This is a genomic window from Microbacterium sp. MYb54 (assembly GCF_002979515.1).
Lineage (GTDB): Bacteria > Actinomycetota > Actinomycetes > Actinomycetales > Microbacteriaceae > Microbacterium.
In genome coordinates this window covers 145903-172535 of sequence record NZ_PCPA01000002.1, presented here as the reverse complement: position 1 = coordinate 172535, position 26633 = coordinate 145903, and the positions used below count along the sequence as shown (strand labels likewise).

At 68.5% G+C, this 26633-nt stretch carries 22 protein-coding genes and 1 pseudogene; 18 read left to right on the top strand and 5 right to left on the bottom strand.

Annotation, left to right across the window (positions count from 1 at the left end; genetic code table 11):
• Positions 1-14 precede the first annotated feature (14 nt).
• The 4 genes from CQ040_RS03670 (at position 15) to CQ040_RS03655 (ending at position 4581) form a co-directional block, all read left to right on the top strand.
• Positions 15-2141, top strand: a complete 2127-nt coding sequence (locus CQ040_RS03670; RefSeq protein ID WP_105526073.1) for an MMPL family transporter — start codon at positions 15-17, stop codon at positions 2139-2141.
• Complete coding sequence (locus CQ040_RS03665) at positions 2107-3429, top strand: histidine kinase (RefSeq protein WP_105526072.1); 1323 nt, start codon at positions 2107-2109, stop codon at positions 3427-3429. Before CQ040_RS03670 ends, CQ040_RS03665 begins: the two co-directional genes overlap by 35 nt.
• The gene (locus CQ040_RS03660) at positions 3426-4049 is read left to right on the top strand and encodes a response regulator transcription factor (protein WP_105526071.1); all 624 of its coding nucleotides are present in this window, start codon (positions 3426-3428) and stop codon (positions 4047-4049) included. The genes CQ040_RS03665 and CQ040_RS03660 overlap by 4 nt, the downstream gene beginning before the upstream one ends.
• 79 nt (positions 4050-4128) lie before the next feature.
• Positions 4129-4581, top strand: coding sequence for a DUF2871 domain-containing protein (locus CQ040_RS03655; RefSeq protein WP_105526070.1), 453 nt, complete (start codon positions 4129-4131; stop codon positions 4579-4581).
• 66 nt (positions 4582-4647) lie between these two features.
• On the opposite strand, the gene cycA is transcribed toward CQ040_RS03655, so the two are convergent.
• Complete coding sequence (gene cycA / locus CQ040_RS03650; protein WP_105526069.1) at positions 4648-6117, bottom strand: D-serine/D-alanine/glycine transporter; 1470 nt, start codon at positions 6115-6117, stop codon at positions 4648-4650.
• Positions 6118-6231: 114 nt separating this feature from the next.
• Positions 6232-6993 (bottom strand): GntR family transcriptional regulator, encoded by a 762-nt coding sequence (locus CQ040_RS03645; protein WP_105526068.1) that lies wholly within the window; start codon positions 6991-6993, stop codon positions 6232-6234.
• Positions 6994-7153: 160 nt separating this feature from the next.
• Between CQ040_RS03645 and iolC the strand changes: the two genes are divergently transcribed.
• Genes iolC through CQ040_RS03605 form a run of 8 tightly spaced genes read left to right on the top strand, consistent with a single transcriptional unit; the run spans position 7154 to position 16291 of the window.
• On the top strand, positions 7154-8110 hold the full coding sequence (gene iolC, locus CQ040_RS03640; protein ID WP_105526175.1) for a 5-dehydro-2-deoxygluconokinase: 957 nt from the start codon (positions 7154-7156) through the stop codon (positions 8108-8110).
• A 1-nt stretch (position 8111) separates the two neighbouring features.
• Complete coding sequence (locus CQ040_RS03635) at positions 8112-9011, top strand: deoxyribose-phosphate aldolase (RefSeq protein ID WP_219844671.1); 900 nt, start codon at positions 8112-8114, stop codon at positions 9009-9011.
• Positions 9012-9020: 9 nt separating this feature from the next.
• Positions 9021-10589 (top strand): CoA-acylating methylmalonate-semialdehyde dehydrogenase, encoded by a 1569-nt coding sequence (locus CQ040_RS03630; RefSeq protein WP_105526067.1) that lies wholly within the window; start codon positions 9021-9023, stop codon positions 10587-10589.
• A gap of 43 nt (positions 10590-10632) precedes the next feature.
• Positions 10633-11577: a 5-deoxy-glucuronate isomerase gene (gene iolB, locus CQ040_RS03625; protein WP_105526173.1), complete on the top strand. Its 945-nt coding sequence runs from the start codon at positions 10633-10635 to the stop codon at positions 11575-11577.
• Positions 11574-13517, top strand: coding sequence for a 3D-(3,5/4)-trihydroxycyclohexane-1,2-dione acylhydrolase (decyclizing) (gene iolD, locus CQ040_RS03620; RefSeq protein ID WP_105526066.1), 1944 nt, complete (start codon positions 11574-11576; stop codon positions 13515-13517). The genes iolB and iolD overlap by 4 nt, the downstream gene beginning before the upstream one ends.
• Entirely contained in the window at positions 13514-14431 is a 918-nt protein-coding gene (locus CQ040_RS03615; protein ID WP_105526065.1) for a sugar phosphate isomerase/epimerase, read from the top strand. Before iolD ends, CQ040_RS03615 begins: the two co-directional genes overlap by 4 nt.
• A 55-nt stretch (positions 14432-14486) precedes the next feature.
• Positions 14487-15497, top strand: coding sequence for an inositol 2-dehydrogenase (iolG, locus tag CQ040_RS03610; protein WP_105526064.1), 1011 nt, complete (start codon positions 14487-14489; stop codon positions 15495-15497).
• Entirely contained in the window at positions 15494-16291 is a 798-nt protein-coding gene (locus CQ040_RS03605) for a TIM barrel protein (RefSeq protein WP_105526063.1), read from the top strand. Before iolG ends, CQ040_RS03605 begins: the two co-directional genes overlap by 4 nt.
• A gap of 6 nt (positions 16292-16297) precedes the next feature.
• On the opposite strand, the gene CQ040_RS03600 is transcribed toward CQ040_RS03605, so the two are convergent.
• Positions 16298-17482, bottom strand: coding sequence for a Gfo/Idh/MocA family protein (locus tag CQ040_RS03600; RefSeq protein ID WP_105526062.1), 1185 nt, complete (start codon positions 17480-17482; stop codon positions 16298-16300).
• Positions 17483-17639: 157 nt separating this feature from the next.
• Here CQ040_RS03600 and CQ040_RS03595 point away from each other — a divergent pair, with 157 nt between their 5' ends.
• The 5 genes and pseudogenes from CQ040_RS03595 to CQ040_RS03575 all read left to right on the top strand — a co-directional run bounded on the left by CQ040_RS03595 (position 17640) and on the right by CQ040_RS03575 (position 22747).
• Positions 17640-18623, top strand: coding sequence for a sugar ABC transporter substrate-binding protein (locus CQ040_RS03595; protein WP_105526061.1), 984 nt, complete (start codon positions 17640-17642; stop codon positions 18621-18623).
• A gap of 53 nt (positions 18624-18676) precedes the next feature.
• Positions 18677-19720, top strand: a complete 1044-nt coding sequence (locus CQ040_RS03590; protein ID WP_105526060.1) for an ABC transporter permease — start codon at positions 18677-18679, stop codon at positions 19718-19720.
• Positions 19717-20607 carry an ATP-binding cassette domain-containing protein gene (locus tag CQ040_RS03585; protein ID WP_105526059.1) on the top strand — a complete coding sequence of 297 codons (891 nt, stop codon included), beginning with the start codon at positions 19717-19719 and terminating at the stop codon, positions 20605-20607. The genes CQ040_RS03590 and CQ040_RS03585 overlap by 4 nt, the downstream gene beginning before the upstream one ends.
• A 101-nt stretch (positions 20608-20708) precedes the next feature.
• Positions 20709-22180: pseudogene (locus tag CQ040_RS03580) on the top strand (MATE family efflux transporter).
• A 135-nt stretch (positions 22181-22315) separates the two neighbouring features.
• Entirely contained in the window at positions 22316-22747 is a 432-nt protein-coding gene (locus CQ040_RS03575) for a hypothetical protein (protein ID WP_146113855.1), read from the top strand.
• Between the two features lie 18 nt (positions 22748-22765).
• On the opposite strand, the gene CQ040_RS03570 is transcribed toward CQ040_RS03575, so the two are convergent.
• Positions 22766-24475 (bottom strand): AMP-binding protein, encoded by a 1710-nt coding sequence (locus tag CQ040_RS03570; protein WP_105526056.1) that lies wholly within the window; start codon positions 24473-24475, stop codon positions 22766-22768.
• A gap of 306 nt (positions 24476-24781) precedes the next feature.
• On the bottom strand, positions 24782-25249 hold the full coding sequence (locus CQ040_RS03565) for an Lrp/AsnC family transcriptional regulator (protein WP_036273520.1): 468 nt from the start codon (positions 25247-25249) through the stop codon (positions 24782-24784).
• 112 nt (positions 25250-25361) lie between these two features.
• On the opposite strand from CQ040_RS03565, the gene CQ040_RS03560 reads away from it, so the two are divergent.
• Positions 25362-26612: a PLP-dependent aspartate aminotransferase family protein gene (locus CQ040_RS03560; protein WP_105526055.1), complete on the top strand. Its 1251-nt coding sequence runs from the start codon at positions 25362-25364 to the stop codon at positions 26610-26612.
• The last annotated feature ends 21 nt before the right edge of the window (positions 26613-26633 follow it).

Sequence of the window (26633 nt, the reverse complement as noted above, 5' to 3'; positions counted from 1 at the left end):
GCTGGACTGGATCCATGCTCCGCACCCTTCGCTCGCTTCCGCTGTGGCTCACCTCGCGACGCGGGGGATGGATCTCCCTGCTGGTCGCCGTGGTGGCGTTCACCGCACTCCTCGGTGCCCTCGGCCGGGCATCGCTCCCGGCCGGCAACGACGTCGCTCCTCCCGATTCCGAGTCCGCGCGGGCGGCGGTCCTCGCCGAGCAGTTCCCCGATGCGGATGAGCACGCGGTACTCCTGGTCGCATCCCGCGATGACGGAACGAAGCTCGACGACGCCGACGTCGCGGCGATCAGCGCCCTCGCCACCGATGTAGAGGCGGAGACGGGGCAGGAGCCGCACGGTCCGATCGTCAGCGACGACGGCGAGGCCGCAGTGCTCCAGGCGACGCTCATCCTCGAAGACGACGATGCCGCCGCGGATGCCGTGCACGGTCTGCGTGACGTCGTCGCCGCGAATCCGATCGACGGGGTGACCGTGCAGGTCACCGGTGGGCCGGCGTTCGGAGTGGACGTCGCCTCCGCTTTCGACGGCGCCGACTTCACGCTCCTGATGGTCACCCTCGGGATCGTCGCGCTCCTGCTCATCGTCACCTACCGCTCGCCGGTGCTCTGGATGATCCCGCTCGTGGTGGTCGCGCTCGCCGATCAGCTGGCGAACAAGGCGACGGCGGCGATCGGGGCAGGGCTGGGCCTTCAGTTCGACTCCGGGATCGTGAGCGTGCTCGTCTTCGGTGCGGGGACCAACTACGCCCTCCTCCTGATCTCGCGCTATCGCGAAGAGCTCGCACGAGACACCGACCATCGCCGTGCACTGGTCGCCGCCTGGCGTGCGACGGCGCCGGCGATCGTCGCCTCGAACGTGACCGTGGTGCTGGCGCTGTCGACGCTCGCGCTCGCCGTGATCCCCGGCACACGCGGACTCGGCATCGCGTCGGCGGTCGGTCTCCTGATCGCGCTCGCCGCCGTGCTGCTGGTGCTTCCGCCGGCGCTCGCCGTGTGCGGCCGCCGCATCTTCTGGCCGTTCGCACCGCGTGTGGGCGATGCCGCCGTCACCGGTCGTGTGTGGGGTGCCGTGGCACAGCGCGTCTCCCGACGCCCCTGGGTGCCGCTGGTCGGTGGGCTCGCGCTCCTCGGAGTGCTCGCCGGTGGTCTCGCCGGAGTGTCCGTCGGGCTCACGCAGGTCGAGAAGTTCCGCGTCGAGTCCGAGTCGGCGGCCGGTCTCACGGTGCTCGGCGAGCACTTCCCGGCCGGTGAGGCCCAGCCGATGATCGTGATCGGCGACACGGCAGAAGTCGATGCTCTGGCCGAGGCGATCGGTGAGGTGCCGGGTGTGCTCCGAGTTTCCGCGACGGGGGAGAGCACCGACGGCGCGCTCACGCGCCTGCTCGTCGTCGGTGAACCGGCGCCGGGCACGACCGAGAGCCTCGACCTGGTGAGCGCCGTGCGAGAAGCCGCAGACACGGTGCCGGATGCCGACGCCACGGTCGGCGGCCCGGTGGCGGCGGATCTCGATGCGCGCGAGGGCAATCAGCGCGACCTGCTCCTCGTCGTCCCGCTCGTCCTCGCGGTGAGTCTCCTCGTGCTCATCGTGCTGCTGCGCTCCCTGGTGGCACCCGTGCTGCTGCTCGCGGTGAACATCCTCAGCGCGGTCGCCGCGATCGGTGCAGGCACCTGGCTGAGCCGGGTCGTGTTCGGATGGGACGCGCTCGACCTGCAGGTGCCGTTGCTGTCGTTCCTGTTCCTGGTGGCGCTCGGGATCGACTACACGATCTTCCTGGTCCATCGGGCGCGCGTCGAGGCGAAGACGGTCGGCACCCGGCAGGGGATGGTGCGTGCGCTGACCGCGACGGGCGGTGTGATCACGAGCGCCGGGGTCGTGCTCGCGGCAGTGTTCGCCGCCCTCGGGCTGCTGCCGCTGGTCACGCTCGGCCAGATCGGGCTCATCGTCGGGATCGGGGTGCTCGTGGACACGTTCGTCGTGCGGACCTTGGTCGTGCCTGCGATCTTCGCGATCGTCGGCGACCGGATGTGGTGGCCGGGGAAGGTCGACCGAGCCGGATCCCGCGACGATAGAGGTGCAGAGCGCTCGCACGAGGGAGAATACGAGGATGCCGCAGCCGACACCCCCGCAGTCGCGGACTGAGCCGTCACGAGAGGAGCGTCCCGGCCGCGTCGACACGGCGGCAGGGATCCGCGCACCGCGCACCTGGGCGAGTCTGGTCGGATCGATCCGCATCGGCCAGGCCGTCATCACGGTCGTGCTGCTCGTGATCGGCGCCTGGCGTGCGGCGACAAACGGTGTCCCGCTGCCCTGGGTCCTCGCCCTCTCGCTCGTGTTCCTCGGCTGGTACGGCGGCGGGCTCGTGCTCAGCGAACGCACTTCGGATCGTCGTCTGGCGACCTGGTGGCTGCTCGGGCTGACGCTCATCTGGCTCGGTGCGGTCGTGGTCTCGCCGGAGTTCGTCTGGCTCGCCTTCCCGTTGTGGCTGCTCGCCGGTTTCGTGATGCGCCTGCGGTGGGCGGCGCTGCTCAGCGTGGCGATCCTCGCGGTCGTGGTCACGGCTCCACTGCTGCACACCGGCACGACGACCTATGCGAATGTGATCGGTCCGCTCGTCGGCGGCGTCTTCGCGTTCGGCATCTCCCGCGGCTACCTCGAACTCGTGCGCGACGGACGGGAGCGGCGCCGACTCATCGCCTCGCTCGTCGCGACCCAGGAGGAGATGGCGGCGCTTCAGGACGAACTCGCCCGCACTCAGCGCGAGTCGGGGGCGAGCGACGAACGCACCAGGGTGTCGCGCGACATCCACGACACGGTCGCGCAGAGCGTGTCGTCGATCGGGATGCTGGCGCGAGCGGCTCTGGAAGGGGACGACCCGGTGCAGCGCACCCGAGCGCTCGAGCAGATCGGCGCCCTCTCGGCCGAGGGTCTCGCCGACGCGCGGCGCATCGTGAACGCCCTGATGCCGGCTGAGCTGGAATCCACGGCGCTCGGCGACGCCCTCGCCCGGATGCTCGAACGTCTGGCCGAGGAGACGGGGATCGAGGCGACGCTCAACGCCGACGACGACCTGCCGTCGCTGGGGCTCGATGCCGAAGTCGCTCTGCTGCGCACCGCACAGTCGGCTCTCGCGAACGTCCGCTCCCACGCGGCCGCCTCCCGGGTCGTGGTCACCCTGGCCGACGCCGGCGATGCGGTGCGGCTCGACATCGTCGATGACGGGGTCGGGTTCGACGCGAGGCGCTGGGACGCCCAGGGTGGTGTCGGCAGCCGGGGTGGCGGCTACGGGCTGCGTTCGATGCGCGCGCGGCTGCGCGAGCTCGGCGGCGGGCTCGACGTGGAGAGCACCCCTGGCGACGGCACAGCGCTCTCGGCACACCTCCCGCTCGGCGGCGTGACATCGGCCAGACGGACGGGAGATGAGGGATGACCGCGGTGCGCGTGCTGCTCGTCGACGACCACCCCATCGTCCGTGCCGGGGTGCGCTCGCTGTTCGACCATCGCGACGACGTCGAGGTGGTGGGAGAAGCGGCATCCGGCGAAGAGGCCGTGGCGCTCGCCCGTCACCTGCACCCCGATGTCGTGCTCTGCGACCTGCGCCTCGGCGAGGGCATGGACGGCGTGCAGACGACCGCTGCACTTCGTGCCCAGGACCCGGCTCCGGCCGTGCTGATCCTGACGACGTTCGACCGCGACGCCGAGATCCTCGGCGCGATCGAGGCGGGAGCTGCCGGCTACCTGCTCAAAGACGTGGCGCCGGACGAGATCGTGCGGGCGATCCGGCAGGCCGCGGCGGGCGGTCTCGTGCTCACGCCCGAGCTCAGCGAGCGTGTCGTGCAGGTGATGCGTGCGCCGCGGGTGCGGCTGACCGAGCGTGAGTTGGACGTTCTCCGAATGCTCGACACGGGCGCATCGAACCGCGAGATCGCGAAGGCCCTGTTCGTCACCGAGGCCACCGTGAAGACGCACCTCGTGCACGTGTTCGAGAAGCTCGGCGCCGACAGCCGCGCCCGCGCCATCGCGATCGCCCGCGACACCGGCCTGCTCTAGTCATCCCGCATCTCAACCGTTCGATGGATCCTCGAAACGGTCGCTGCGCCGAGGCTGGAATCAGACCGAAAGGATTCCGATGCGCCGCCTCTTCTACGCCGCGTTCGCCTACATGATCGTGGGTGTCGCCTCCGGACTCTTCTACCGAGAGTTCACCAAGATCAATGACTTCCCCGAGGGGGAATCGACGCAGCTCGGCCTCGTGCACACGCACCTGCTGGTGCTGGGTTTCGTCGTGCTGCTGATCGTCCTGCTCCTCGAGAAGGCCTTCGTCCTGTCCGAGAGCCGCCTCTTCGGCTGGTTCTTCTGGCTCTACAACGCCGGCCTCGTACTGACCTCCGCGATGATGCTCTGGCACGGCTCCCTCACGGTGCTCGGCCAGGAGTCGTCGAGCATGATCGCCGGCATCGCCGGCGTGGGGCACATCCTTCTCAGCGCCGGCATGGTTCTGCTGTTCCTCGCGCTGCGCAAGCGCCTGTTCGCCGTGAAGCCCGCAGCTCCCACGGCTTCGGCATCCGCCGTCACGGCCTGACCGTCGCAACGCCGGAAGAGCGCCGCCCACCCCTCCGGGAGGCGGCGCTCTTGCGTGGGTTCAGGCTCAGTCCGCTTCGACCGAGTCATCGCGCAGGTGGGCGATGTGGGCCGCATGCCGGGCAAGGTGGTTCGGCGAGCGTCGCACGAACAGCCAGGCCACGAACAGCACCACGAACCAGATGGGTGTCACGAGCAGCGCGGTCAGCGTGTCGGGCTGGGTGGTGAGCGCCCACAGCACGAACACGAAGAACGCCAGCACCACGTAGACCATGAAGACGCCGCCGGGCATCCGGAAGGTGGATGCGGCGACCTTGTCCTTGCGGGTGCGTCGGTACACGAGGTAGCTGCAGAGGAAGATCGTCCACACGAACATGAAGCACAGGGCCGAGACCGTCGTGACCATGTCGAAGGCGGTGCCGATGTCTTTGCCGGCATACAGCAGCACGACGCCGGACAGCAGCAGGATGCACGACAGGAACAGTGCGTTCTGCGGCACACGGCGGCGGGAGAGTCGGCCGAACACGCGAGGGGCATCGCCGTCCTGCGCCAGGCCGAACACCATGCGCGAGGTCGAGTAGATGCCGGAGTTGGCGCTCGACATGGCCGAGGTCAGCACGACGAGGTTCACCACGGTCGCGGCGATGCCGAGACCTGCGAGGGCGAACATCGCGATGAACGGGCTCTCGCCTGCGACGTACTCGGTCCACGGGGTGACGGCCATCAGCACGATGAGCGCACCCACGTAGAACAGCAGCACGCGGATCGGGATCGCGTTGATGGCCTTGGGGAGGTTGCGCTTCGGGTCCTTGGTCTCGGCCGCAGCAGTGCCGACGAGCTCGATGCCGACGAACGCGAACACCGCGATCTGGAACCCGGCGACGAAGCCCATGAACCCGTGCGGGAACATGCCGCCCTTGTCCCACAGGTTCGAGAAGCTCGCGGTTCCGGCGTCGTGCTGGAAGCCGGTGAAGATCATCACGAGGCCGGTGACGATGAGCGCCACGATCGCGACGATCTTGATCAGTGCGAACCAGAACTCCATCTCGCCGAACGCGGCGACGGTGGGAAGGTTCAGGGCGAGCAGGATGACGATCACCAGCACGCCGGGGATCCACAGCGGGATGCCGGGGATGAGCGCATCCGTGTATCCGGCGATCGCGATCACGTCGGCGACCCCGGTGACCACCCAGCAGAACCAGTAGGTCCATCCGGTGAAGAATCCGGCCCACGGGCCGAGCAGGTCGCTGGCGAAGTCGCTGAACGACTTGTACTTCAGGTTCGACAGCAGCAACTCGCCCATCGCCCGCATGACGAAGAAGAGCATGAAGCCGATGATCATGTAGACGAAGATCACCGACGGCCCCGCGACCGAGATCGTCTTTCCGCTTCCCATGAACAGCCCGGTGCCGATGGCCCCGCCGATCGCGAGCAGCTGGATGTGGCGGTTGCTCAGCGCTCGCCGCAGGTGCTGTTCCTCTCCGTCCGCGGTGGCATCGCCCTCGCGTCCGGTTCCCCCCGTGTACTGCTTCGTCACTTTCTTCCTCCGGTCTTCGTCGACGGTGTCGCCCGCTGGCGGGCACGCTGATGCAGAGTAATCCACGCGGGCGCGGTGACCGATGTCATCCCCGGTGGTTCAGCGTGCTCGTCGTCACTTCGCGACGAGCGTGGTCTCGAAGCTGTACATGTCGGGGCGGTAGCAGTGGTTCCCGTATTCGATGGCGTGACCGGAGTCATCGAAGGCGATGCGTTCCATGGTGAGGACGGGGCCGCCCTCGTCGATGTCGAGCAGCCCGCTCTCATCGCCCGCGGCGCGTCGCGCGCCGATCTTCTGCTTCGCGATGCGGATCGTCACGCCCCTCGCGCGGAGGATCTGGTAAAGCCCGCGGGTGCCGAGATCCTCGGTGGTGATGTCGCGGAAGTTATGGGGGAGATAGTTCTCGAGCACTGCCACCGGTGTTCCGTCGGTGCTGCGCTGGCGGCGGATGTAGACGACCTCTTCGCCGACGGGGATGCCGAGACTGATCGCGACCGACTCGGGTGCCGGCACTACCTCGTGCGTGAGAACCCGGGTGCCGGGCTCGTGATGTGAGCCCTGCAGATCCTCATAGAGGCTGGTCAGCTCGACCTGGCGGGTGACCTGGCCCTGGACGACCTGAGTGCCTATCCCTCGGCGGCGAACGAGCAGGCCCTTGTCGACGACCTCTTGGATCGCGCGGCGAATGGTCGGACGCGAGAGGCCGAGTCGCTGAGCGATCGCGATCTCGTTCTCGAGACGGGCGCCCGCGGGGATCGCTCCGGAGTGGATCGCCGCTTCCAGGCGGCTCGACACCTGGTAGTACAGCGGCACGGGACCGGTGCGGTCGAGGTCCGCGAAAAGCTCGGCCGGCCAATGGGGCTCTTCGCCGGCCATCGTTCCCTCTCCGGCCCCTGCGTTCGCCGGGCCATGTTCCGACAATCTTACGTCCGCATCTGTGATCCTCTGGATCGCTTGCGGGAATCGGCCCATGTGTTATTGTTAGGACATTCGAGCATCGAGGCCGATGCTGCTGTACAGAGAGGTGTTCGCGCGCATGACCGCTACGCAGGACGCACCCGAGATCATCGCCTTCGGACGCCTCGGAGTCGATCTCTACCCGTTGCAGAGCGGGGTGGGTCTCGAAGACGTCACGAGCTTCGGCAAGTATCTCGGCGGCAGCGCTGCGAATGTGAGCGTCGCTGCCGCTCGACACGGTCGCCGGGTCGCTCTCGTCTCCCGCGTCGGCGACGACCCCTTCGGCCGCTACCTGCATCGCGAGCTCGACCGTCTCGGTGTCGACCGTTCGGGCGTCGCCGTGGATCCTCGGCTGAAGACGCCGTTGACGTTCTGCGAGATCTTCCCGCCCGACGACTTCCCGTTGTACTTCTACCGCGATCCGAAGGCGCCCGACCTGAACATCGACGCCACCCAGATCGACGTGGAGTCCCTGCGTGCCGCCGATCTCCTGTGGCTGACGGTGACCGGACTCAGCCAGGAGCCGAGTCGCTCGGCGCACCTTGCTGCGATCGAGGCCAGAGGACGTGCGCGGCATACGGTCCTCGACCTCGACTACCGGCCGATGTTCTGGAGCGATCCCGCAGAGGCGTCGGCGCAGGTCGACGCGGCTCTCGGGGGAGTGACCGTGGCGGTGGGCAACCGCGAGGAGTGCGAGATCGCGGTGGGGGAGACCGAGCCGCATCGAGCCGCCGACGCCCTGCTGGAGCGAGGCATCGAACTCGCCATCGTGAAGCAGGGGCCGCGAGGGGTTCTCGCTAAGACGCGCGACGAATCGGTCGAGGTGGCGCCCCTGAGCATCGACGTCGTGAACGGTCTCGGTGCGGGCGACGCATTCGGCGGTGCGTTGTGCCACGGACTGCTGAGCGGGTGGGGGCTCGAGCGGGTCGTCCGCTTCGCGAATGCCGCAGGGGCGATCGTCGCTTCCAGGCTGGAGTGCTCGACGGCCATGCCGACGACGGCGGAGGTCGACACCGCAGTGGCAAGGGGGAACTGACATGGGCGGCATGCTGAACGCGTCCGACTTCGCGCGACTGCGAGAGGTGCGCTCCCGACGGCCCTACGAGATCGCCGATGCGCTGCGCACGCGCACCCGGCGGGAGGTGCTGAGCCCCGATGATCGGATGTTCATCGTCGCCGCCGATCATCCCGCCCGAGGAGCCCTGGCGGTCGGAGCGGATGCGACCGCGATGGCCGACCGGTACGACTTGCTCGACCGCCTGGCGACCGCGCTCTCCCGCCCTGGCGTGGACGGCGTGCTCGGAACGCCCGACATCATCGACGACCTCGCGGCCCTCGGGCTGCTCGAGGGCAAGGTCGTCGTCGGCTCGATGAATCGGGGTGGCCTGCGCTCCGCGACATTCGAGATGGACGATCGCTTCACCGCCTACGACGTGCCGAGCATCGTCGAGTCCCGGCTCGACTTCGCGAAGACCCTGATGCGCATCAACTTCGACGACGAAGGCACCTCGGCGACGCTCGAGGCGACGGCGCGCGCCGTGACGCAGGCGGCCGCCGCGCGACTGCCCATCATGCTCGAGCCGTTCCTGAGCGAGTGGAAGGACGGGCACGTCGTGAACGACCTCACCTCGGATGCCGTCATCCGCTCGATCGCGATCGCCGCCGGACTCGGCGGGAGCAGCGCCTACACCTGGATGAAGCTGCCGGTCGTCCCGGAGATGGAACGAGTGATGGCGGCGACGACCATGCCGACCGTCCTCCTCGGCGGTGATTCGCCGGACGGACCCGACGAGACCTTCGCCGCATGGGATGACGCGCTCTCTCTCGACGGCGTGCGGGGGCTGACCGCCGGCCGCACCCTGCTCTACCCGCCGGACGGCGATGTCGCGGCCGCCGTGGACATCGCGGCGCGGCTCGTCCACCCCACGCTGATCTGAGGAGTCCACATGACCATCGAGACGACCAACCCCCAGACCCCCGACCCCCAGAGGTCGGGGACAGCCGCCGACGTGCCGCAGATCGGCCACTGGATCGACGGCGCGCCGAGGCCTTCGACGAGCGGCCGCGCGGCCGACGTCTTCAACCCGGCGACCGGCGCCGTGATCGGCCGGGTCGCCCTGGCCGATGAGCGCGAGATCGCGGAGGCGATCGCCTCCGCCGAACGCGCACAGCGCGCGTGGGGAAGCACGTCGATCGCCAAGCGCCAGGCGGTGCTGTTCGCCTTCCGTGAGCTGCTCAACGCGAAGAAGGGCGAGCTCGCCGAGATCGTCACGCGTGAGCACGGCAAGGTGCTCTCCGACGCGATGGGCGAGATCCTCCGCGGTCAGGAGGTCGTCGAGCTCGCAACGGGGTTCCCGCATCTGATCAAGGGCGCGTACTCCGAGAACGTATCGACCGGCATCGACGTCTACTCGATCAAGCAGCCGCTGGGCGTCGTCGGCATCGTGAGCCCGTTCAACTTCCCCGTCATGGTGCCGATGTGGTTCTTCCCCATCGCGATCGCCGCCGGGAACGCGGTGGTGCTCAAGCCGAGTGAGAAGGATCCGTCCGCGGCGCTCTGGATGGCCGAGCTGTGGCGCGAGGCCGGGCTGCCTGACGGGGTGTTCACCGTGCTGCAGGGAGACAAGCTCGCCGTCGACGGTCTGCTCACGAGCCCGGTGGTGCAGTCGATCTCGTTCGTGGGATCGACTCCGATCGCGCAGTACATCTACGAGACCGCATCGCGTCATGGCAAGCGGGTGCAGGCCCTCGGTGGTGCGAAGAACCACATGCTCGTCCTTCCCGACGCCGACCTCGACCTCGTCGCCGACCAGGCGATCAACGCCGGCTACGGCGCCGCGGGGGAGAGGTGCATGGCGATCTCGGTGCTGATCGCCGTCGAGCCGGTGGCGGACAGGCTCATCGAGAAGATCACCGATCGGATCTCCCGACTGCGTGTCGGCAACGGGGCAGGGGGCGCGGACGGCGAGCCCGACCTCGGTCCCCTGATCAGTGGCGCCCATCGCGAGAAGGTCTCCGGCTATGTCGACATCGCCGCAGCGGACGGTGCCCGCATCGTCGTCGACGGTCGCGGATTCGTCGTCGACGGACACGAGGACGGCTTCTTCTTCGGGCCCACGCTGATCGACGAGATCCCGCTCACTTCGAGGGCCTACCGGGAGGAGATCTTCGGTCCGGTGCTCTCGATCGTCCGTGTGGAGACCTTCCAGGAGGGGCTCGACCTGATCAACTCCGGGGAGTTCGGCAACGGCACGGCGATCTTCACGAACGACGGCGGTGCGGCCAGGCGGTTCCAGACCGAGGTGCAGGTCGGAATGATCGGCATCAACGTCCCGATCCCGGTCCCGGTCGCCTATCACTCCTTCGGTGGATGGAAGGCCTCGCTGTTCGGCGATGCGAAGGCATACGGTGTGCACGGGTTCGAGTTCTTCACGCGGGAGAAGGCGGTCACCAGCCGCTGGCTCGACCCGGCGACGCACGAGGGGATCAACCTCGGTTTCCCGCAGAACCGCTGAGGTGCGCATGAATGTGGAGAGAACTGCGGACGGTGGTGCGGACATGACGGCACGGTGGTTCCACCGTCGCGGCACGCTCGCCGTCGACGGCTGGGAGAGCGTCGTCGACGAGGGGCTGCCCGGCTGGGAGCACACCGGCCTGCAGGTCGGCAGTCTCGCCGAGGGGGCGTCTTTCCTGCTGGCCGCCGCCGGTCGGGAGCGCATCATCGTCCCACTCGCCGGCCGGTTCACGGTCGAGGTCATCGAGGGGGGAGAGACGTCGACGATCGAGCTCGAGGGGCGACGCTCGGTGTTCGACGGACCGACCGACGTGCTCTACCTCTCCTCGGCAGCTGCGGCCACGGTGCGGGGATCCGGTCGCTTCGCCGTCGCGTCGTCGCCCACGACCGAGCGTCGACCCACGCGTCGGATCGCGGCGAGCGAGACCCCGGTCGAGCTCCGCGGCGCAGGATCCTCCAGCCGACAGGTGCACAACTTCGGCACACCACAGGCGCTCGACGCCGCGCGACTGATCGTATGCGAAGTGATCACTCCCGCCGGCAACTGGTCGTCGTACCCTCCCCACAAGCACGACGAGAACGTGCCGGGCCACGAGACCCGTCTCGAGGAGATCTACTACTTCGAGTCGATGCGCTCCGATCGATCGGAGCAGGGGACCGAGCAGGGAACGGATGGCGCGTTCGGGCTGTTCAGCACCTACTCCTCTCCGGCAGGGGAGATCGAGATCGATGCGATGGTGCGCTCCGGAGATATCGCAATGGTGCCGTACGGCTACCACGGGCCTGCCGTCGCAGCCCCCGGCTACGACCTGTACTACCTGAACGTGATGGCAGGACCGGATGCGGAGCGGCAGTGGCTGATCTCCGACGATCCGGCCCATGCCTGGGTGCGCGACTCCTGGAAGGCGCTCCCCATCGACCATCGTCTGCCCTTCTCGGCGGGCGCAACTCTGCACGATGACGAGCCAGACGGAGGAGGCCGGCGATGACGGCGACCAGAAGGATGTCGGTCAGCCAGGCGCTGGTCGAGTTCCTCGCGAACCAGTGGACGGTGGACGGGGACATCCGTGAGCGGACGATCCCCGGGATGTTCGGGATCTTCGGGCACGGCAACGTCGCAGGCATCGGTCAGGCGCTGCGACAGTTCGACGTAGAGCGGCCCGGCGCGATGCCCTATCACCAGGCGCGCAACGAGCAGGCGATGGTCCACCAGTCCGTGGGGTATGCGCGGATGCACCGTCGCAGGGCGACCTTCGCCTCGGCGGCCTCCGTGGGGCCGGGCGCGACCAACATGCTCACCGGAGCAGCGCTCGCGACGACGAACCGGCTGCCGGCTCTGCTGCTCCCGAGCGACACCTTCGCCACGCGTGTCGCCGACCCCGTGCTGCAGCAGCTCGAGCAGCCGTGGGACATCGGACTGTCGGTGAACGATGCGTTCCGTCCGCTCTCGCGCTTCTTCGACCGGGTGCAGCGTCCGGAGCAGCTGTTCTCGATCGCGTTGAACGCGGTCCGCGTGCTTGTGGACCCGGCGGAGACGGGCGCCGTCACCATCGCGCTGCCGGAAGACGTGCAGGCCGAGAGCGTCGACGTGCCGCTGTCGTTCCTCGCCGAGCGCGAGTGGCATCTTCGCCGGCCCCTGCCGGAGCACGGTGCGCTGGCGCGGGCCGTGCGGGCGATCCGCGCCGCGAAGCGTCCGTTCATCGTCGCCGGAGGCGGAGTGATCTACTCGGGTGCTGAAGGGCAGCTGCGGTCCTTCGTCGAGACGACCGGGATCCCCGTCGGTACCACCCAGGCGGGAGGGGGCAGTCTCGATTGGGACCATCCTCAGTACGTCGGCGGCGTGGGCGCGACCGGATCGACCTCGGCGAACAGGCTCGCAGCGGAGGCCGACCTGGTGATCGGCATCGGCACGCGTTACAGCGACTTCACGACCGGTTCGCGCACGGTGTTCCAGCATCCGGGAGTCGAGTTCGTCAACGTCAACGTCGCGGCGTTCGACGCGTACAAGCACGGCACGTCGCTGCCGGTGATCGCCGATGCGCGCGAGACGCTCGTCGCACTCGCGGCCGCGCTGCCCGACTGGCTCGTGGCGCCCGAGTACTCCACGCGCATCGCTGCGGAGAAGCAGGAATGGGACACCGCGGTCGATGCCGCTTTCCTGCCCTCGGGTCTCGCCTGGCCCGGCCAGTCGGAGATCGTCGGCGCCGTGCAGGCGGCCACCGACCCCGAAGACGTGATCGTGCAGGCGGCAGGCTCGCTGCCGGGGGACCTGCACAAGCTGTGGCGGGTGCGGGACCCGCTCGGGTACCACGTCGAATACGCCTTCTCGTGCATGGGATACGAGATCGCCGGTGGGCTCGGGGCCAAGCGGGGAGCCCTTGCAGACGGTTCCGATCGCGACGTGGTCGTGATGGTCGGGGACGGCTCGTACCTGATGCTGAGCTCGGAGCTCGCGACGGTCGTCGCCGAAGGCATCAAGCTCATCATCGTGATCGTGCAGAACCATGGCTACGCGTCGATCGGACACCTGTCGGAGACGGTCGGTTCCGAGCGATTCGGCACCAGATACCGGATGCAGGACGCCTCGGAGCAGGGCGAGCGGCTGCTGCCCGTCGATCTCGCGATGAACGCGCGCAGCTACGGGCTCGACGTCGTGGAGATCGCGGCGACAGCATCGGCGATCGACGACCTTTCAGCCGCGCTCGCCGCAGCCAAGGCCTCGCCGCGCTCGACCGTGATCCACATCGAGAGCGATCCGCTGCGCTACGCCCCCGATGGCGAGGGGTGGTGGGATGTGCCGGTGCCCGAGGAGTCCTCGCTGCCATCGACCCGTCGGGCACGGCGTGAGTACGAGCAGCGCCGGACGGCGCAGCGACCGCTGCTGGGCGGCGAACGGCCGCTGGACGCCGACGCGGGGAGCGAGAAGTGAGGGCGACGGTGGCCGGCGCTCCCGTGAGCTTCGGTGTGTTCGAGCTGACGCCGGAGGGCGCGGAGACGATCGCGCCCGATGATCTGCTCGCGACCCTCGCCGAATCCGACTACCGGGGAGTCGACCTCGGACCCTCGGGGTTCTTCGGCCAGGGAGCGCAGCTGCGGGCGCGGCTGCGGAGCCACGGGCTGGAGCTCGCGGGTGGCTGGGTGCAGTTGCCGTTCTCGGATGACGAGGCGTTCGAGGCTGCGTTGCCGCAGCTGCACGATGCGCTGCGGGCATTCTCCGACGCCGCGGAGGAGGGGCCCGACCGGTTGCCGCTGCCGACGCTCGCCGACGGCGGATCGGCCGCGCGTCAGGGGGCGCCGGGCCGTGGAGCCGATATCGATCCGCTCGCCGACGCCGCCTGGGGGCGCCTGCTGGCGAACACGGAACGCGCGGCGGCCATCGTGCGCGCCGCCGGTTTCGAGCCGACCTTCCACCACCATGCCGGCACCTTCGTGGAGTCTCCGGACGAGATCGACCGGTTCCTCGCGAACGTCGATGTCGATCTCACGCTCGACACCGGGCATCTGTTCATCGCCGGGGGCGATCCGCTCGACGCCGTGCAGCGCTGGGGAGACCGCATCAATCACCTGCACCTCAAAGACGTCGACCTCGCCGCTCTCACCCGAGTGCTCGCCGCTGGGGGTGGGATGCGCGAGGTCTGGTCCTCCGGGGCGTTCGTCGCCTTCGGGCAGGGCGACATCGATCTCGGCGCCGTGATGAACGCCGTCGATGCCCGAAGCTTCGACGGATGGATCGTCGTCGAGCAGGACGTGCTCAACGGGCCGGACGTCTCGCTCTCCGCGTTCCGCGCCGCGCGTGGGGCCGACCAGGTCCGCAACCGCGAGGCGTTGCGCCCTTGGGCGTGACGGTCTCCTTCCCGAATCCCTCTCCGCACTCATCCTCTCCACGAAAGACGGCACGATGTCACACGCTCCCCTCCGCTTCGGTTTGATCGGCACCGGACGCATCGGCCAGGTGCACGCCGCGAGCATCGCGGCCGACCCTGACGCGCAGCTCACCCGCATCGCCGACCCGTTCGTCGACGGTGCCCTTCGCGTCGCGGCGACCTACGGTGGCATCGCGACCGACACCCCCGACGACGTGTTCACCGCCGGCGACGTGGACGCCGTCCTGATCGCCTCGCCGACACCGACGCACGTCGACCTCATCGCGCAGGCCATCGACGCCGGCATCCCGGTGCTGTGCGAGAAGCCGATCGACCTCGACATCGTCAGGGTCGACGCCCTGCGATCGCGGGTCGCCTCGTCCGGCGTGCCGGTCGCGCTCGGCTTCAACCGCCGCTTCGATCCCGCGTTCGCCGCGGTCAGGGCGCGCGTCGCGGCGGGCGAGATCGGTGCCCTCGAACAGTTGACCATCATCAGCCGCGACCCGTCTGCGCCGCCGGCCGAGTATGTCGCGGTGTCCGGGGGGATCTTCCGCGACATGACGATCCACGACTTCGACATGGCGCGGTTCTTCCTGCCCGACGTCGTCGAGGTGTCAGCTTTCGGCTCGACGACGTTCGACGCCGGTGCTGCTCAGCACGGGGATTTCGACACTGCTGTGACGACGCTTCGTGCGGCATCCGGCGCTCTCGTGACGATCGTGAACTCGCGGCACAGCGCGGTCGGCTACGACCAGCGCATCGAGGCGTTCGGAGCTGCAGGAATGCTGCAGGTCGCGAACGCACCGACCAGCCTCGTGAGTCTCTCGAACGCTGCGGCCGTCGAGGCGAAGCCGCCGTACGAGCCGTTCTTCCTGGAACGCTATGCGGCCGCGTACGCCGCAGAGCTGCACGAGTTCATCCGTCTCGTCCGCGGGGAGGCCTCCACGAGCCCGACCTTCGAAGACGGTCGGGCTGCCCTGATCCTCGCGGATGCCGCGCAGCGCTCCGCAACCGAGCGCGTCGTGGTGCCGGTGGATCTGCGATGAGCGGCATCCTGCCGCCGGCCCGCTACCGTCTGGCCGCCTCGGCGGAGATGCTCCACACCGGACTCGATTTCGTGGAGCGCGTCCGACGATTGCACGAGCGGGGATTCGAGGTGGAGATCTGGGACTGGAGCACCAAGGATCTGCCGGCGCTCGCCGCGACCGGTGCGGTGTTCTCCTCGATGACCGGCTACCTTCGGGGTGACCTCACGACCCCGGACGGCATCGCCGAGCTCATCGCCACGGCGGAGGAGTCGTTGCGGATGGCGGAGCTGATCGATGTGCCGCGACTGAACCTGCACGGCACGGGCCTCGCTCCGGACGGACTGCCGGTGCGCCCTCGTGGCGAGGTCGCCGAGGGCGAGTGGGCGACCGCGACCGAGACGCTCGGGCGGCTGGCCGAACTCGGCGCGCGGGCGGGCCGAGTGTTCACGCTGGAGAACCTCAACACGGCCGTCGACCATCCGGGCACCCCGTTCGCCCGTGCGGCCGACACGCTGCGGCTCGTGCGCGCCGTCGACGCGCCGGCTCTGCGCCTCAATCTCGACCTCTATCACGCGCAGATCGGCGAGGGGAATCTCATCGAGCTGGTGCGGGAGGCGCTGCCGTGGGTCGGGGAGATCCAGGTCGCCGACGTGCCGGGGCGCTGCGAGCCCGGCACGGGAGAGATCCGTTTCGAGGCGATCGCGGCGGAGTTGAGAGAGCTCGGCTACGACGAAGTGGTCGGCCTCGAGGGCTGGGCTCGGGGCGACACGGATGCCGCGCTGGACGCGTTCCGGACCGCCTTCGGAGTCTGATCCCGCTCAGGCATCGTAGGTCGTCGAGCCTGTCACCGTCGGCACCGACTCCCATGACCCGGATGCTGCGCTGCGCAGCGCGGCGTCCACGATCTCGGCGGCCGACCAGGCATCGGATGCCGACGGCGCGAGCTGCGCCCCCTCGGCCACCGACCGCAGGAACAACGATGCCTCGATGGTCTTCAGGTCGTCGAAGCCCATCGACGTGCCGGCGCCCGGCTGGAAACGTGCGAAGTCGCCGAAGTCGGGTCCGGCCATCACGGTCCGATACCCCGAGGCGTCGTCGGCGAGCTGGAGTTCGTTCAGCCGCTGGAAGTCCCACCGCAGCGAGCCCTTCGTGCCGTACACCTCGATTCGGTACTCGGCACGGGGGCCGATCGCCACCCGGCTGGACTCCAGCACCGCGACGGCGCCCGAATCGAACCGCGCGAGGATCGCGGCGTAGTCCTCGTTCTCCACCTCGCCGGTGGGGCCTCCACTGGTCCCCCTGCTGAAGTGGCTCGTCGCGCCGCCGGCAGGCAGGGGCCTGGTGCGGATGAAGGTCTCGGTGAGTCCGCTGACCTCGCTGATCCTGCCGACGACGTACTGCGCCAGATCGGCACCGTGCGAGAGCAGGTCGCCGAGCACGCCGGTGCCGGCGCGTTCCCGGTTGAATCGCCAGGTGAGCGCACCCTCGGGGTCGGCGGAGTAGTCGGCCAGCAGCGCGACTCTGACGTTCGTGATCGTGCCGAGCGCGCCATCGCGCACCAGGCGCCTGGCATACGCGATCGCGGGCGCATGCCGGTAGTTGAAGCCCACGGAGGTGACGAGCCCGGCCTCCGCGGCACCCTGCGCGATCTCCCTCGACTCGCGCGCGCCCCGGCCCATGGGCTTCTCGATCCAGAACGGCTTACCGGCGGAGATGGCGGCCAGAGCGATCTCATGGTGGAGGAAGTTCGGCGAGCAGATCGAGACGACGTCGACGTCGGGATGCGCGATCAGCTCCTGGTAGTCCGTCGTGGTCTCGCGATAGCCGAGCACGCTCGAGGCATGATCGCGGCCCACGGCATCGGGGTCGGCGGCGACCGTCAGCTCGGCGATCACGGGGAGGTCGGGGTAGTGGCGGTGCGCCTCGAGATAGGCGCGCGAGTGCAGACGCCCCATCCATCCGACCGAGACCAGACCGACTCCGATGCGCTTCTTCGCCACCACGAGCGACTCCTTCCGTTTGATCCAGGTTACATGAAGAGGAGATGTTGACAGAATGTATTGACATTTGATTTCCGCGGTGTCAGACTCGCCCTGACACCGACGTCATGAATGTGGGACGTGTCGACGTCGACAGCATCCGCATCGAAGGGAAACCGAAATGAAGAAGCCCCTCATCGGCGTTCTGGGGATCGCCGCCGCAGCCGCGCTGCTGCTGTCGGCATGCTCCGGGACCGGGCAGGAACCGACGACCGACACCCAGGGGGGTGGCGACACGAAGTCGTCCGACCTGAGCTACGCGGTCGTCACGCACGCCGCACCGGGCGACGCGTTCTGGGACCGCGTCAAGTCCGGCGCGGAGAAGGCCGGTGCCGACTACGGCGCGGACGTCACCTACAACTCCGACCCGGACCCCGCCAAGCAGTCGCAGCTGATCGACAACGCGATCGCCCAGGGCGTCGACGGCATCGTCGTCTCGATGGCCAACCCGGACGGCGTGAAGGCGAGCGTCGAACGCGCCGTCGAGGCCGGTATCCCCGTGGTGACCATCAACTCGGGTATCGAGAAGTTCGCCGAGTTCGGCGCGATCACGCACATCGGTCAGAGCGAGTCCATCGCCGGTGCCGCCGTGGGTGAGCGTCTGGGTGAAGAGGGCGCGACCAACGCGCTCTGCGTCATCCAGGAGGCCGGCAACATCGGGCTCGAGGAGCGTTGCGCAGCGGCCGCCGGTGCCTTCAGCGGTTCGATGGCGAATCTGCAGGTCGACGGCACGAACGACGCTGAGGTCAAGGCCACCATCAAGTCGAAGCTCCAGGCTGATCCTTCCATCGACGCCGTGCTCACGCTCGGCGGGCAGTACGCGATCGATGCGGTCGGTGCCGTCGAGGAGTCCGGCAGCGCGGCGAAGGTCGCGACCTTCGACCTCTCGGAGGATGTCGTGGCCGCAGTGGCCGACGGCAAGATCTCGTTCGCGGTCGACCAGCAGCCGTACGTGCAGGGTTTCCTCGGGGTGACGGCGCTCTACCTCAAGAGCACCAACGGCAACGACATCGGCGGTGGACAGCCGGTGTACTCCGGGCCGGCGTTCGTCACGAAGGACAACGCGGCACAGGTCGCCGAGTTCGCCAAGAAGGGCACGCGCTAGGCATCCGGCAGGGGACGGGGCGACCCGTCCCCTCTCGGCGAAAGGACTGAGTGATGACAACGACCGACATCGTCGCGGTGGGGAACAGACCCCGTCTCGAGCGACGACCCCTGCGCAATCTGCTCGTGCGTCCGGAGATGGGCGCACTCGTCGCCGCACTCGCGGTGATGATCTTCTTCTCCGCGTACACGCAGAGCTTCATGACGGCCGCCGGTGCGGGCGTGTGGCTGGAATCCGCGTCGACATTCGGCATCATGGCCGTGGCGGTCGCCCTGTTGATGATCGGCGGTGAGTTCGATCTCTCGGCAGGAGTGCTGACGGGTTTCACCGCTCTCGTCGTCGGTGTCCTCACCACGCAGTACGGGCTCAACATCTGGCTCGCCGTCCTGGTCTCGCTCGTGCTCGCGCTGTCCATCGGCGCTCTCAACGGCATCCTCGTCATGAAGACCGGGCTGCCGAGCTTCATCATCACCCTCGGCACCTTCTTCGTGCTCGCGGGTGTCGATCTCGCGGTCACCAAGCTCATCACCGGTCAGGTGGCCATCCAAGGAATGACGAAGGTGCCGTTCTACGACAGCATCCAGCCCCTGTTCGGCTCATCGATCTCGATCGGCGGAGGCACGTTCTACATCTCGGTGCTCTGGTGGTTCATTGTCACGGCCGTCGCCACCTGGGTGCTGCTGCGCACCCGCCCAGGTAACTGGATCTTCGCGGTCGGCGGCGCGGCGACCGCGTCGCGCCAGGTCGGGGTCCCCGTCCTCAAAACCAAGATCGGCCTCTTCATGGTGACCGCAGGCGCGGCCTGGCTGGTCGGGATGATCTCGCTGTTTCGCACCTCCACGGTGCAGGCGAACACGGGTGTCGGCCAGGAATTCATCTACATCATCTGCGCGGTGGTGGGCGGCTGCTTGATGACGGGAGGCTTCGGGTCGGCGATCGGGGCGGCGCTGGGCGCCCTCATCTACGGCATGGTCTTCCAGGGGATCACCTTCGCCCAGTGGGACACGAACTGGTTGCGCACGTTCCTCGGGGCGATGCTGCTGCTGGCCGTGTTCCTGAACCATTGGGTGCGGCTCAGAGCAGGAGGAGTGAAATGAGCGGGGTCATCACGGGCGTGCCCGTCGTCGAGGTGCGAGACATCGGCAAGAGCTACGGACCGGTGAACGCGCTCGCCGGGGTGAGCACGACGGTGAACGCCGGGCAGGTGACGTGCGTCCTCGGCGACAACGGCGCGGGTAAGTCGACTTTCATCAAGATGCTGGCGGGGGCTCACGCGCCGTCCACGGGCGAACTGCTCGTCGACGGGCAGCCGGTGTCGTTCTCGTCTCCGAGAGCGGCTCTGGACGTCGGTATCGCGACCGTGTACCAGGATCTCGCCGTGGTGCCTCTGATGCCGGTATGGCGGAACTTCTTCCTCGGATCCGAGCTGGCGAAGGGGTGGGGGCCGCTGCGCCGGCTCGACGTCAAGCGGATGAAGCAGATCACCTACACGGAGCTTGCGAACATGGGGATCGATCTGCGAGATGTCGACCAGCCGATCGGCACGCTCTCCGGTGGTGAGCGTCAGTGCGTCGCAATCGCTCGTGCCGTGTACTTCGGCGCGAGAGTGCTCATCCTCGACGAGCCCACGGCGGCGCTCGGGGTGAAGCAGTCCGGCGTGGTGTTGAAGTACATCGCCAGAGCTCGCGATCGCGGGCTGGGTGTCGTGTTCATCACGCACAACCCGCATCACGCCTACCCGGTAGGTGACCGGTTCCTCCTGCTCAACCGCGGCACGAGCATCGGCAACTTCGAGAAGTCGGAGATTTCGCTCGCACAGCTCACCAGCATGATGGCCGGCGGGGCTGAGCTGGATTCCCTCGCGCACGAGCTGGAACGCGAGATTGGCGAGGATTCGCCGGTCGTGCAGGAGGTGCTCCGGGAGGCGGAGGAAGCCGACGCGCTCGACGTCGTGAAGCCCGGGACGATCACGCAGCGGGAGTGAGGTCGCGGCGGAGCGCCGATTCGGTATTCCGCTTCACCGAATCGATTCGATAGGCTTGCTCCACCCCCGATCACCCCCTCAGTTCTGCGAGCCGCTCCTTCATGGCCACCTCCCTCACCACGGGCCGCCCGTGGCGCGTCATCCTTGCCTTCTCCATCCCCCTCCTCCTCGGCAACGTGGTGCAGCAGCTGTACCAGTTCGCCGATGCCATCGTCGTCGGACGGCACCTCGGCGTCACCTCGCTCGCGGCCGTCGGCGCGACCGGTAGCCTGCTGTTCCTGCTGCTCGGGTTCGCCTGGGGACTGACGAGCGGCTTCGCCATCCCGATCGCGCAGGCGTTCGGCGCGCGAGACGACGCCGCCGTGCGCCGATCGGTCGCGACGGGAGTGCTGCTCAGCGGCATCGCGAGCGTGATCCTGACCATCGGCGCCCCCTCCTCGCCGGCCCGATCCTCGCCCTGCTCCAGACGCCACCCGAGCTGATGGCAGAGGCCACGATCTTCACGCAGATCAGCTTCCTCGGTGCCAGCGCCACGATGTTCTTCAACTACCTCTCCGCGATCATCCGTGCGATCGGCGACTCGAAGACGCCGCTGGTGTTCCTCACCGTCTCGTGCGCACTGAACGTCGGGCTCGTCGTGCTGATGGTCGGACCCCTCGAATGGGGTGTCGGTGGTGCCGCACTCGCGACCGTCGTCGCGCAGGCCGTCTCGGTCGCGCTGTGCCTCGAGTTCGTGCGGCGACGCCTGCCGATGCTGCACCTGCGCCGCGCCGACTGGCGCATCACGCGGGGCGACATCGCCGAGCACCTCCGCCTCGGACTGCCCATGGGCTTCCAGGCGTCGATCATCGCGATCGGCACGCTCACGGTGCAGGTGGCGTTGAACACCCTGGGAGCCGACGCGGTCGCCGCCTACACGACGGGCTCCCGCGTCGACAGCCTCGCGGTCGCCCTGCTCTCCTCGCTCGGACTCGCGGTCTCGATGTACGCGGCGCAGAACCACGGCGGTCGTCGCCCCGACCGCATCCGTCGCGGTGTGGTCGAGGCGACCTGGATGGCGGTCGTGGCCGGCGTGGTCCTCGGCGGTCTGCTGATCGCCTTCGGCGCCCCGATGGTGCGCCTGTTCATCGGCGAGGGCTCTGACATCGTCGTCGAACAGGCCCACCTGATGCTCATCGTCAACGGCTGCGGTTACTGGGCGCTCGGCATGCTGTTCGTGCTGCGCGGCGCACTGCAGGGGCTCGGTCACACGCTCGTGCCCACAGTGACCGGTGTGATCGAGCTGGTCATGCGCGTCGGGGCGGCCATCGTGCTGGGGGCGTGGATCGGGTTCGAGGGCGTCGCATTGAGCAATCCGCTCGCCTGGCTCGGCGCGATCGTGCTGCTCGTGCCGGCCTACATCCGTGCGCACAGGGCACTCGGGCGGCTGCCCATCGACCCGGCTGAGACGACCGAGACCTCGGCCATTGCGATCGTCGGTCCCACCGACGGCTCGATGGTCGTGGACGCTGTCGTCACCCAGCCGGTCCGGGTCGTGCGTGCCCGCCGCCTGCGCTGGCCGCGCCGCCGCTGAAACCCCGCGCCGACTCGTCCGATCGGGGCGGATATCCGTCTGCAGGATGATGCAGGTAGGACTTGAGGCGGATGCCCTTTTCGGGAGACACTTCTAATGTCGAATTAGTGGAGTAACCACTGACGGGGGGTCGTCATGACGACAATGAGAGTGGCCAGCGATCTGGCTGCGTTGATGGTGCCGATCGGTTACGTGGGCGCGGCGCTCGCCGCCGTCTTCGCGATCGTCGCGGCGGTCGCGATCGTCCGAGGAGCCGGAGGGCTTGTCGGGGGCGCGGTCGGAGGGTGGATCGTCGCCGCGCTGCTGAGTTTCACGGCGTCGTTCGCACAGGTGTGGATGCCGCTGATCCTGGCGGGCGCAGCACTCGCGTCGATGCTGCTGATCGGTGGAGTCGTGCGTGCTCTCGTGAACGCGGCCGGAGTCGGACGTTCTGGCAGCACCGTCGAGGAGGCGCTGCCGAAGGCGGTTCCCGCAGCTAAGACCGCAGCCAAGACCGCCGGCGTGAACGTGACGAAGCCGGTGACCGCGAAGAGCGCGGTGACCGGGTCGATCGCGATCGTTCGCTGATCGACCGCGGCTGAGAGCTCAGCGGTAGTCGCGGTCGCGGTGCTGCCCTGTCTCGTCACCGGACTCCACTCGAGCGACCTCGCGCGCCCGCAGCTCGACACGGCGGATCTTCCCGGAGATCGTCTTCGGCAGCTCAGGTACGAACTCGATGATCCGCACCCACAGATGCGACGACAGCCTCTCGTGCGCGTAGGCGAAGATCGCGCGCGCGGCGTCGCCCTCGGCTGCCGTGGCATCCGGGGTCAGGCAGACGTAGGCCTTCGGAACGGCGAGCCGTGTCGGATCGGGACTCGGGATCACGGCCGCCTCGACCACGAGGTCGTGTTCGAGCAGCACCGACTCGAGCTCGAAGGGCGAGATCTTGTAGTCGGAGGCCTTGAACACGTCGTCGGAGCGACCGACGTAGGTGAGGTAGCCGTCGTCGTCGCGCACCGCGATGTCGCCCGTGTGGTGATACCCACCCATCCGTGACTCGGCCGTCTTCTCGGGGTCGTCGTAGTACCCGGCCATGAGCCCGAGCGGCGGGTGGGACAGGTCGAGCGCGATCTCCCCCTCACCCTCGAGGACCTCTCCGGTGACGGGGTCGAGCAGCACGACCGGATACCCGGGCAGCGGGCGTCCCATCGAGCCGACCTTCACGGTCTGGCCGGGGGAGTTGCCGATGCAGGCCGTCATCTCGGTCTGCCCGAAGCCGTCGCGGATCGTGCCTCCCCACGCGTCGCGCACCCGGTCGATGACCTCGGGGTTCAGTGGCTCACCCGCACCGACCAGCTCGCGAGGAGGGTGGGTGAGACGAGCGAGATCGGCCTGGATCAGCATCCGCCACACGGTCGGCGGCGCGCAGAAGGTCGAGACGTGATGGGAGTCCATGACCTGCATGAGAGTGTTCGCATCGAAGCGGGCGTAGTTGTACACGAACACGGTCGCCTCAGCGAGGAACGGCGAGTAGAAGCTCGACCACGCGTGCTTGGCCCAGCCGGGGGATGAGATGTTGAGGTGCACGTCGTCCGGTCGCACGCCGAGCCACCACATGGTCGACAGGTGTCCGATCGGGTAAGACGCGTGCGTGTGCTGCACGAGCTTCGGTCGGTTCGTCGTGCCCGAGGTGAAGTAGAGCAGCGCGGTGTCGGACGAGGGCGTCGGAGCATCGGGCTCGAAGGTCGTCGGTGCGGTGGTCGCATCGTCGAAGCGCGCCCAGTCGGAGGGGACGCTGTCGCCCACGCCGATGCGCAGGACGGCGGAGTCGATGTCGTCGAGGCGGTCGGCGAGGGTGCCGAGTGTGATGACCGCGCCGGCGCGCCCGTGGTCGACACGGTAGGCGAGGTCTGAGGCGGAGAGCAGCGTCGAGGTGGGGATCGACACGGCGCCGATCTTCGTGATCGCCAGCATCACCTCCCACAGCTCGATCGTGTTGTTCAACATCACGATCACGTGATCGCCTCGGGCGATGCCGAGCCCGCTGAGCCACGCGGCCACCTGGTCGGATCGCGTCGACAGCTCGCCGTAGGTCCAGGAGCGCACGCTCAGGTTGGCCTCGACGATCTGCACAGCCGGCCGGTCAGGACGCTCGCCAGCGATGACGTCGAACCACTCCAGCGCGAAGTTGAACTCGTCGACGTCGGGCCAGGCGAATCCCGCACGGGCCGCCGCGTAGTCCGTCGCGTTGGCGAAGAGGAAGTCCCGCATCTCGCGGATGGTGTGCGTGGCGGCGGTGGCGCTGCGGCTCATGGTGCTCCCTTGCTCCTGGCTGACGTGCTCCGTTGCTGACGTGCTCCGTTGCTGACGTGCCTTCCATCCTCGCGCACGCGCCTGCCCCTCCGCCGCTCCGGTCGCACTTCCTGTCGCCCTCCGCCGCTCCGGTCGCACTTCGTGTCGCCCTCCGCCGCTCCGGTCGCACTTCCTGCCGCCCGCGGGCCCGCTGGAGCGGCAGCAACTGCGACCGGAACGAGGGGATGCTCAGGATGCGGTCTCCGAAGAGCTCGTCGACGCGGTGGCCGCCGCGCTCTGACCCGACGAGATCGAGCCCGTCGTGGCCTACTGAGGGAGCACTCCCGGTCCGTCGCGCAGTTCGAAGACGAGTTGCGTCTCGGTACCGCGCACGACCGGGTGGACAGTGATGTGCTCGAGCACGATGTCGCGGAGCGCCGTCGCGTCCTGCACGGCGACATGCACGAGGAAGTCGTCGACGCCGGCGACGTGGAATACCTGAAGCACCCGCGGGATGTCGGCGAGCGCGTCGAACAGTGCCGTCACCTTCTCGCCGGTGTGGTTCGCGAGGCGCACTTTGATGATCGCTTGCAGGGGGAAGCCGAGTGCTGCCCCGTCGATGCGGATGCGGGTGTCGCGGATCACCCCGCGCTCGCGCAGTGCACGCACTCGGTGTGCGCACGTCGATTCGGCGAGGCCGAGCCGATGCGCCAGCGCCTTGTTCGTCGTCTCGGCGTCACGGCTGAGGACCGCGAGCAGTTCGAGGTCGATCTCGTCGAGTTGCGCTTTCGCCAACGGGGCGCCCCTTCTCGTACCGGATATTGCACAGAATAGCGTCGGCGCGTGATTATGTGGTGGCTTCTGTCGACTTCCTGCAGCATTTCTGTGATTCCGGCAGCCTGGAGACATGACTGCACCGTTGCATCCTGATACCGTCGCCGTTCACAGCGGCCGCTCCGATCTGGAGGGTCTCGGAGTGCACGCGCTGCCGATCGACCTGTCGACGACGAACCCGCTTCCCGACATCGAGCGTGGCGGAGACTCCTACGAGGCGATGGCGACGGGCGGGCGTCCGCCTGCCGACGGCAGCATGGTCTACGCGCGGCTGTGGAACCCCACGGTTGCCCGCTTCGAGGAGGCCCTCGCCGAGCTCGAGCACGCCGAGGCTTCAGTCGCCTTCGCTTCGGGCATGGCCGCGATGACCGCCGTGATCCTGGCGCACACCGGCGCGACCGGTCTGAGGCATGTCGTCGCGGTGCGTCCGCTCTACGGCGGCACCGACCATCTGCTCGGTTCCGGGCTGCTCGGCGTCGAGACCACCTACTGCCACCCCGACGAAGTGGCGGCGGCCATGCGGCCGGACACCGGGCTCGTCGTTGTGGAGACCCCGGCGAACCCGACACTCGACATCGCCGACATCGCTGAAGTGGTGCGCCAGTCCGGGTCGGTCCCGGTCGTGGTCGACAACACCTTCGCGACTCCGGTGCTGCAGAACCCGATCGATCTGGGCGCGGCGATGTCACTGCACAGCGCCACGAAGTACCTCGGCGGCCACGGCGATGTGATCGCCGGTGTCGTCGCCTGCAGCGAAGAGACCGCGGAGGCGCTGCGCCGCGTGCGGGCGGTGACCGGGGGGCTGCTGCATCCGCTCGGGGCGTACCTGTTGCATCGCGGACTCACGACCCTGCCGGTGCGGGTGCGGCACCAGCAGGAGAGCGCGCGGCGGGTCGTGCAGTGGCTGATCGACCGTCCCGAGGTCGCCGAGGTCTTCTACCCGGGGCTCGATGGAGACCCTCGGGGCATCCTGGAGCGCCAGATGCGCGGCACCGGCGCGATGATCGCGATGCGGATGCGGGGCGGGTTCGCCGCCGCATCCGCAGTCACGACCGCGACGACCCTGTTCACGCACGCCGTCTCGCTCGGCGGGGTGGACTCGCTGATCCAGCATCCGGCGGCGCTCACTCATCGCCCGGTGCCGCCCGAGGCCCGGCCCGCCGCCGACGTGCTGCGGCTGTCGATCGGCCTGGAGGATGTCGACGATCTGATCGCCGACCTCGCCCAGGCGTTCGCCGGCGTTCCGGCCTTCGAGGTCGAAGCGCCCCTCCCCGACCGGGTCACCTCTTCGAGCGCGACACACCGGGGGGCGGTTCGCGCCTGAGGAGGTGGCTCGGCGCTGTCG

Bases quoted from the DNA above. Each gene is read 5' to 3' on its own strand.
- CQ040_RS03645 (WP_105526068.1), bottom strand. From the start codon at position 6,993: ATGGCCGGCGAAGAGCCCCATTGGCCGGCCGAGCTTTTCGCGGACCTC.
- CQ040_RS03635 (WP_219844671.1), top strand. From the start codon at position 8,112: ATGGGCGGCATGCTGAACGCGTCCGACTTCGCGCGACTGCGAGAGGTG.
- CQ040_RS03670 (WP_105526073.1), top strand. From the start codon at position 15: ATGCTCCGCACCCTTCGCTCGCTTCCGCTGTGGCTCACCTCGCGACGC.
- CQ040_RS03595 (WP_105526061.1), top strand. From the start codon at position 17,640: ATGAAGAAGCCCCTCATCGGCGTTCTGGGGATCGCCGCCGCAGCCGCG.
- iolG (WP_105526064.1), top strand. From the start codon at position 14,487: ATGTCACACGCTCCCCTCCGCTTCGGTTTGATCGGCACCGGACGCATC.
- CQ040_RS03585 (WP_105526059.1), top strand. From the start codon at position 19,717: ATGAGCGGGGTCATCACGGGCGTGCCCGTCGTCGAGGTGCGAGACATC.
- iolC (WP_105526175.1), top strand. From the start codon at position 7,154: ATGACCGCTACGCAGGACGCACCCGAGATCATCGCCTTCGGACGCCTC.
- CQ040_RS03590 (WP_105526060.1), top strand. From the start codon at position 18,677: ATGACAACGACCGACATCGTCGCGGTGGGGAACAGACCCCGTCTCGAG.
- CQ040_RS03655 (WP_105526070.1), top strand. From the start codon at position 4,129: ATGCGCCGCCTCTTCTACGCCGCGTTCGCCTACATGATCGTGGGTGTC.
- iolD (WP_105526066.1), top strand. From the start codon at position 11,574: ATGACGGCGACCAGAAGGATGTCGGTCAGCCAGGCGCTGGTCGAGTTC.
- CQ040_RS03665 (WP_105526072.1), top strand. From the start codon at position 2,107: ATGCCGCAGCCGACACCCCCGCAGTCGCGGACTGAGCCGTCACGAGAG.
- CQ040_RS03630 (WP_105526067.1), top strand. From the start codon at position 9,021: ATGACCATCGAGACGACCAACCCCCAGACCCCCGACCCCCAGAGGTCG.
- CQ040_RS03575 (WP_146113855.1), top strand. From the start codon at position 22,316: ATGACGACAATGAGAGTGGCCAGCGATCTGGCTGCGTTGATGGTGCCG.
- iolB (WP_105526173.1), top strand. From the start codon at position 10,633: ATGACGGCACGGTGGTTCCACCGTCGCGGCACGCTCGCCGTCGACGGC.
- CQ040_RS03660 (WP_105526071.1), top strand. From the start codon at position 3,426: ATGACCGCGGTGCGCGTGCTGCTCGTCGACGACCACCCCATCGTCCGT.
- CQ040_RS03560 (WP_105526055.1), top strand. From the start codon at position 25,362: ATGACTGCACCGTTGCATCCTGATACCGTCGCCGTTCACAGCGGCCGC.
- CQ040_RS03605 (WP_105526063.1), top strand. From the start codon at position 15,494: ATGAGCGGCATCCTGCCGCCGGCCCGCTACCGTCTGGCCGCCTCGGCG.
- CQ040_RS03570 (WP_105526056.1), bottom strand. From the start codon at position 24,475: ATGAGCCGCAGCGCCACCGCCGCCACGCACACCATCCGCGAGATGCGG.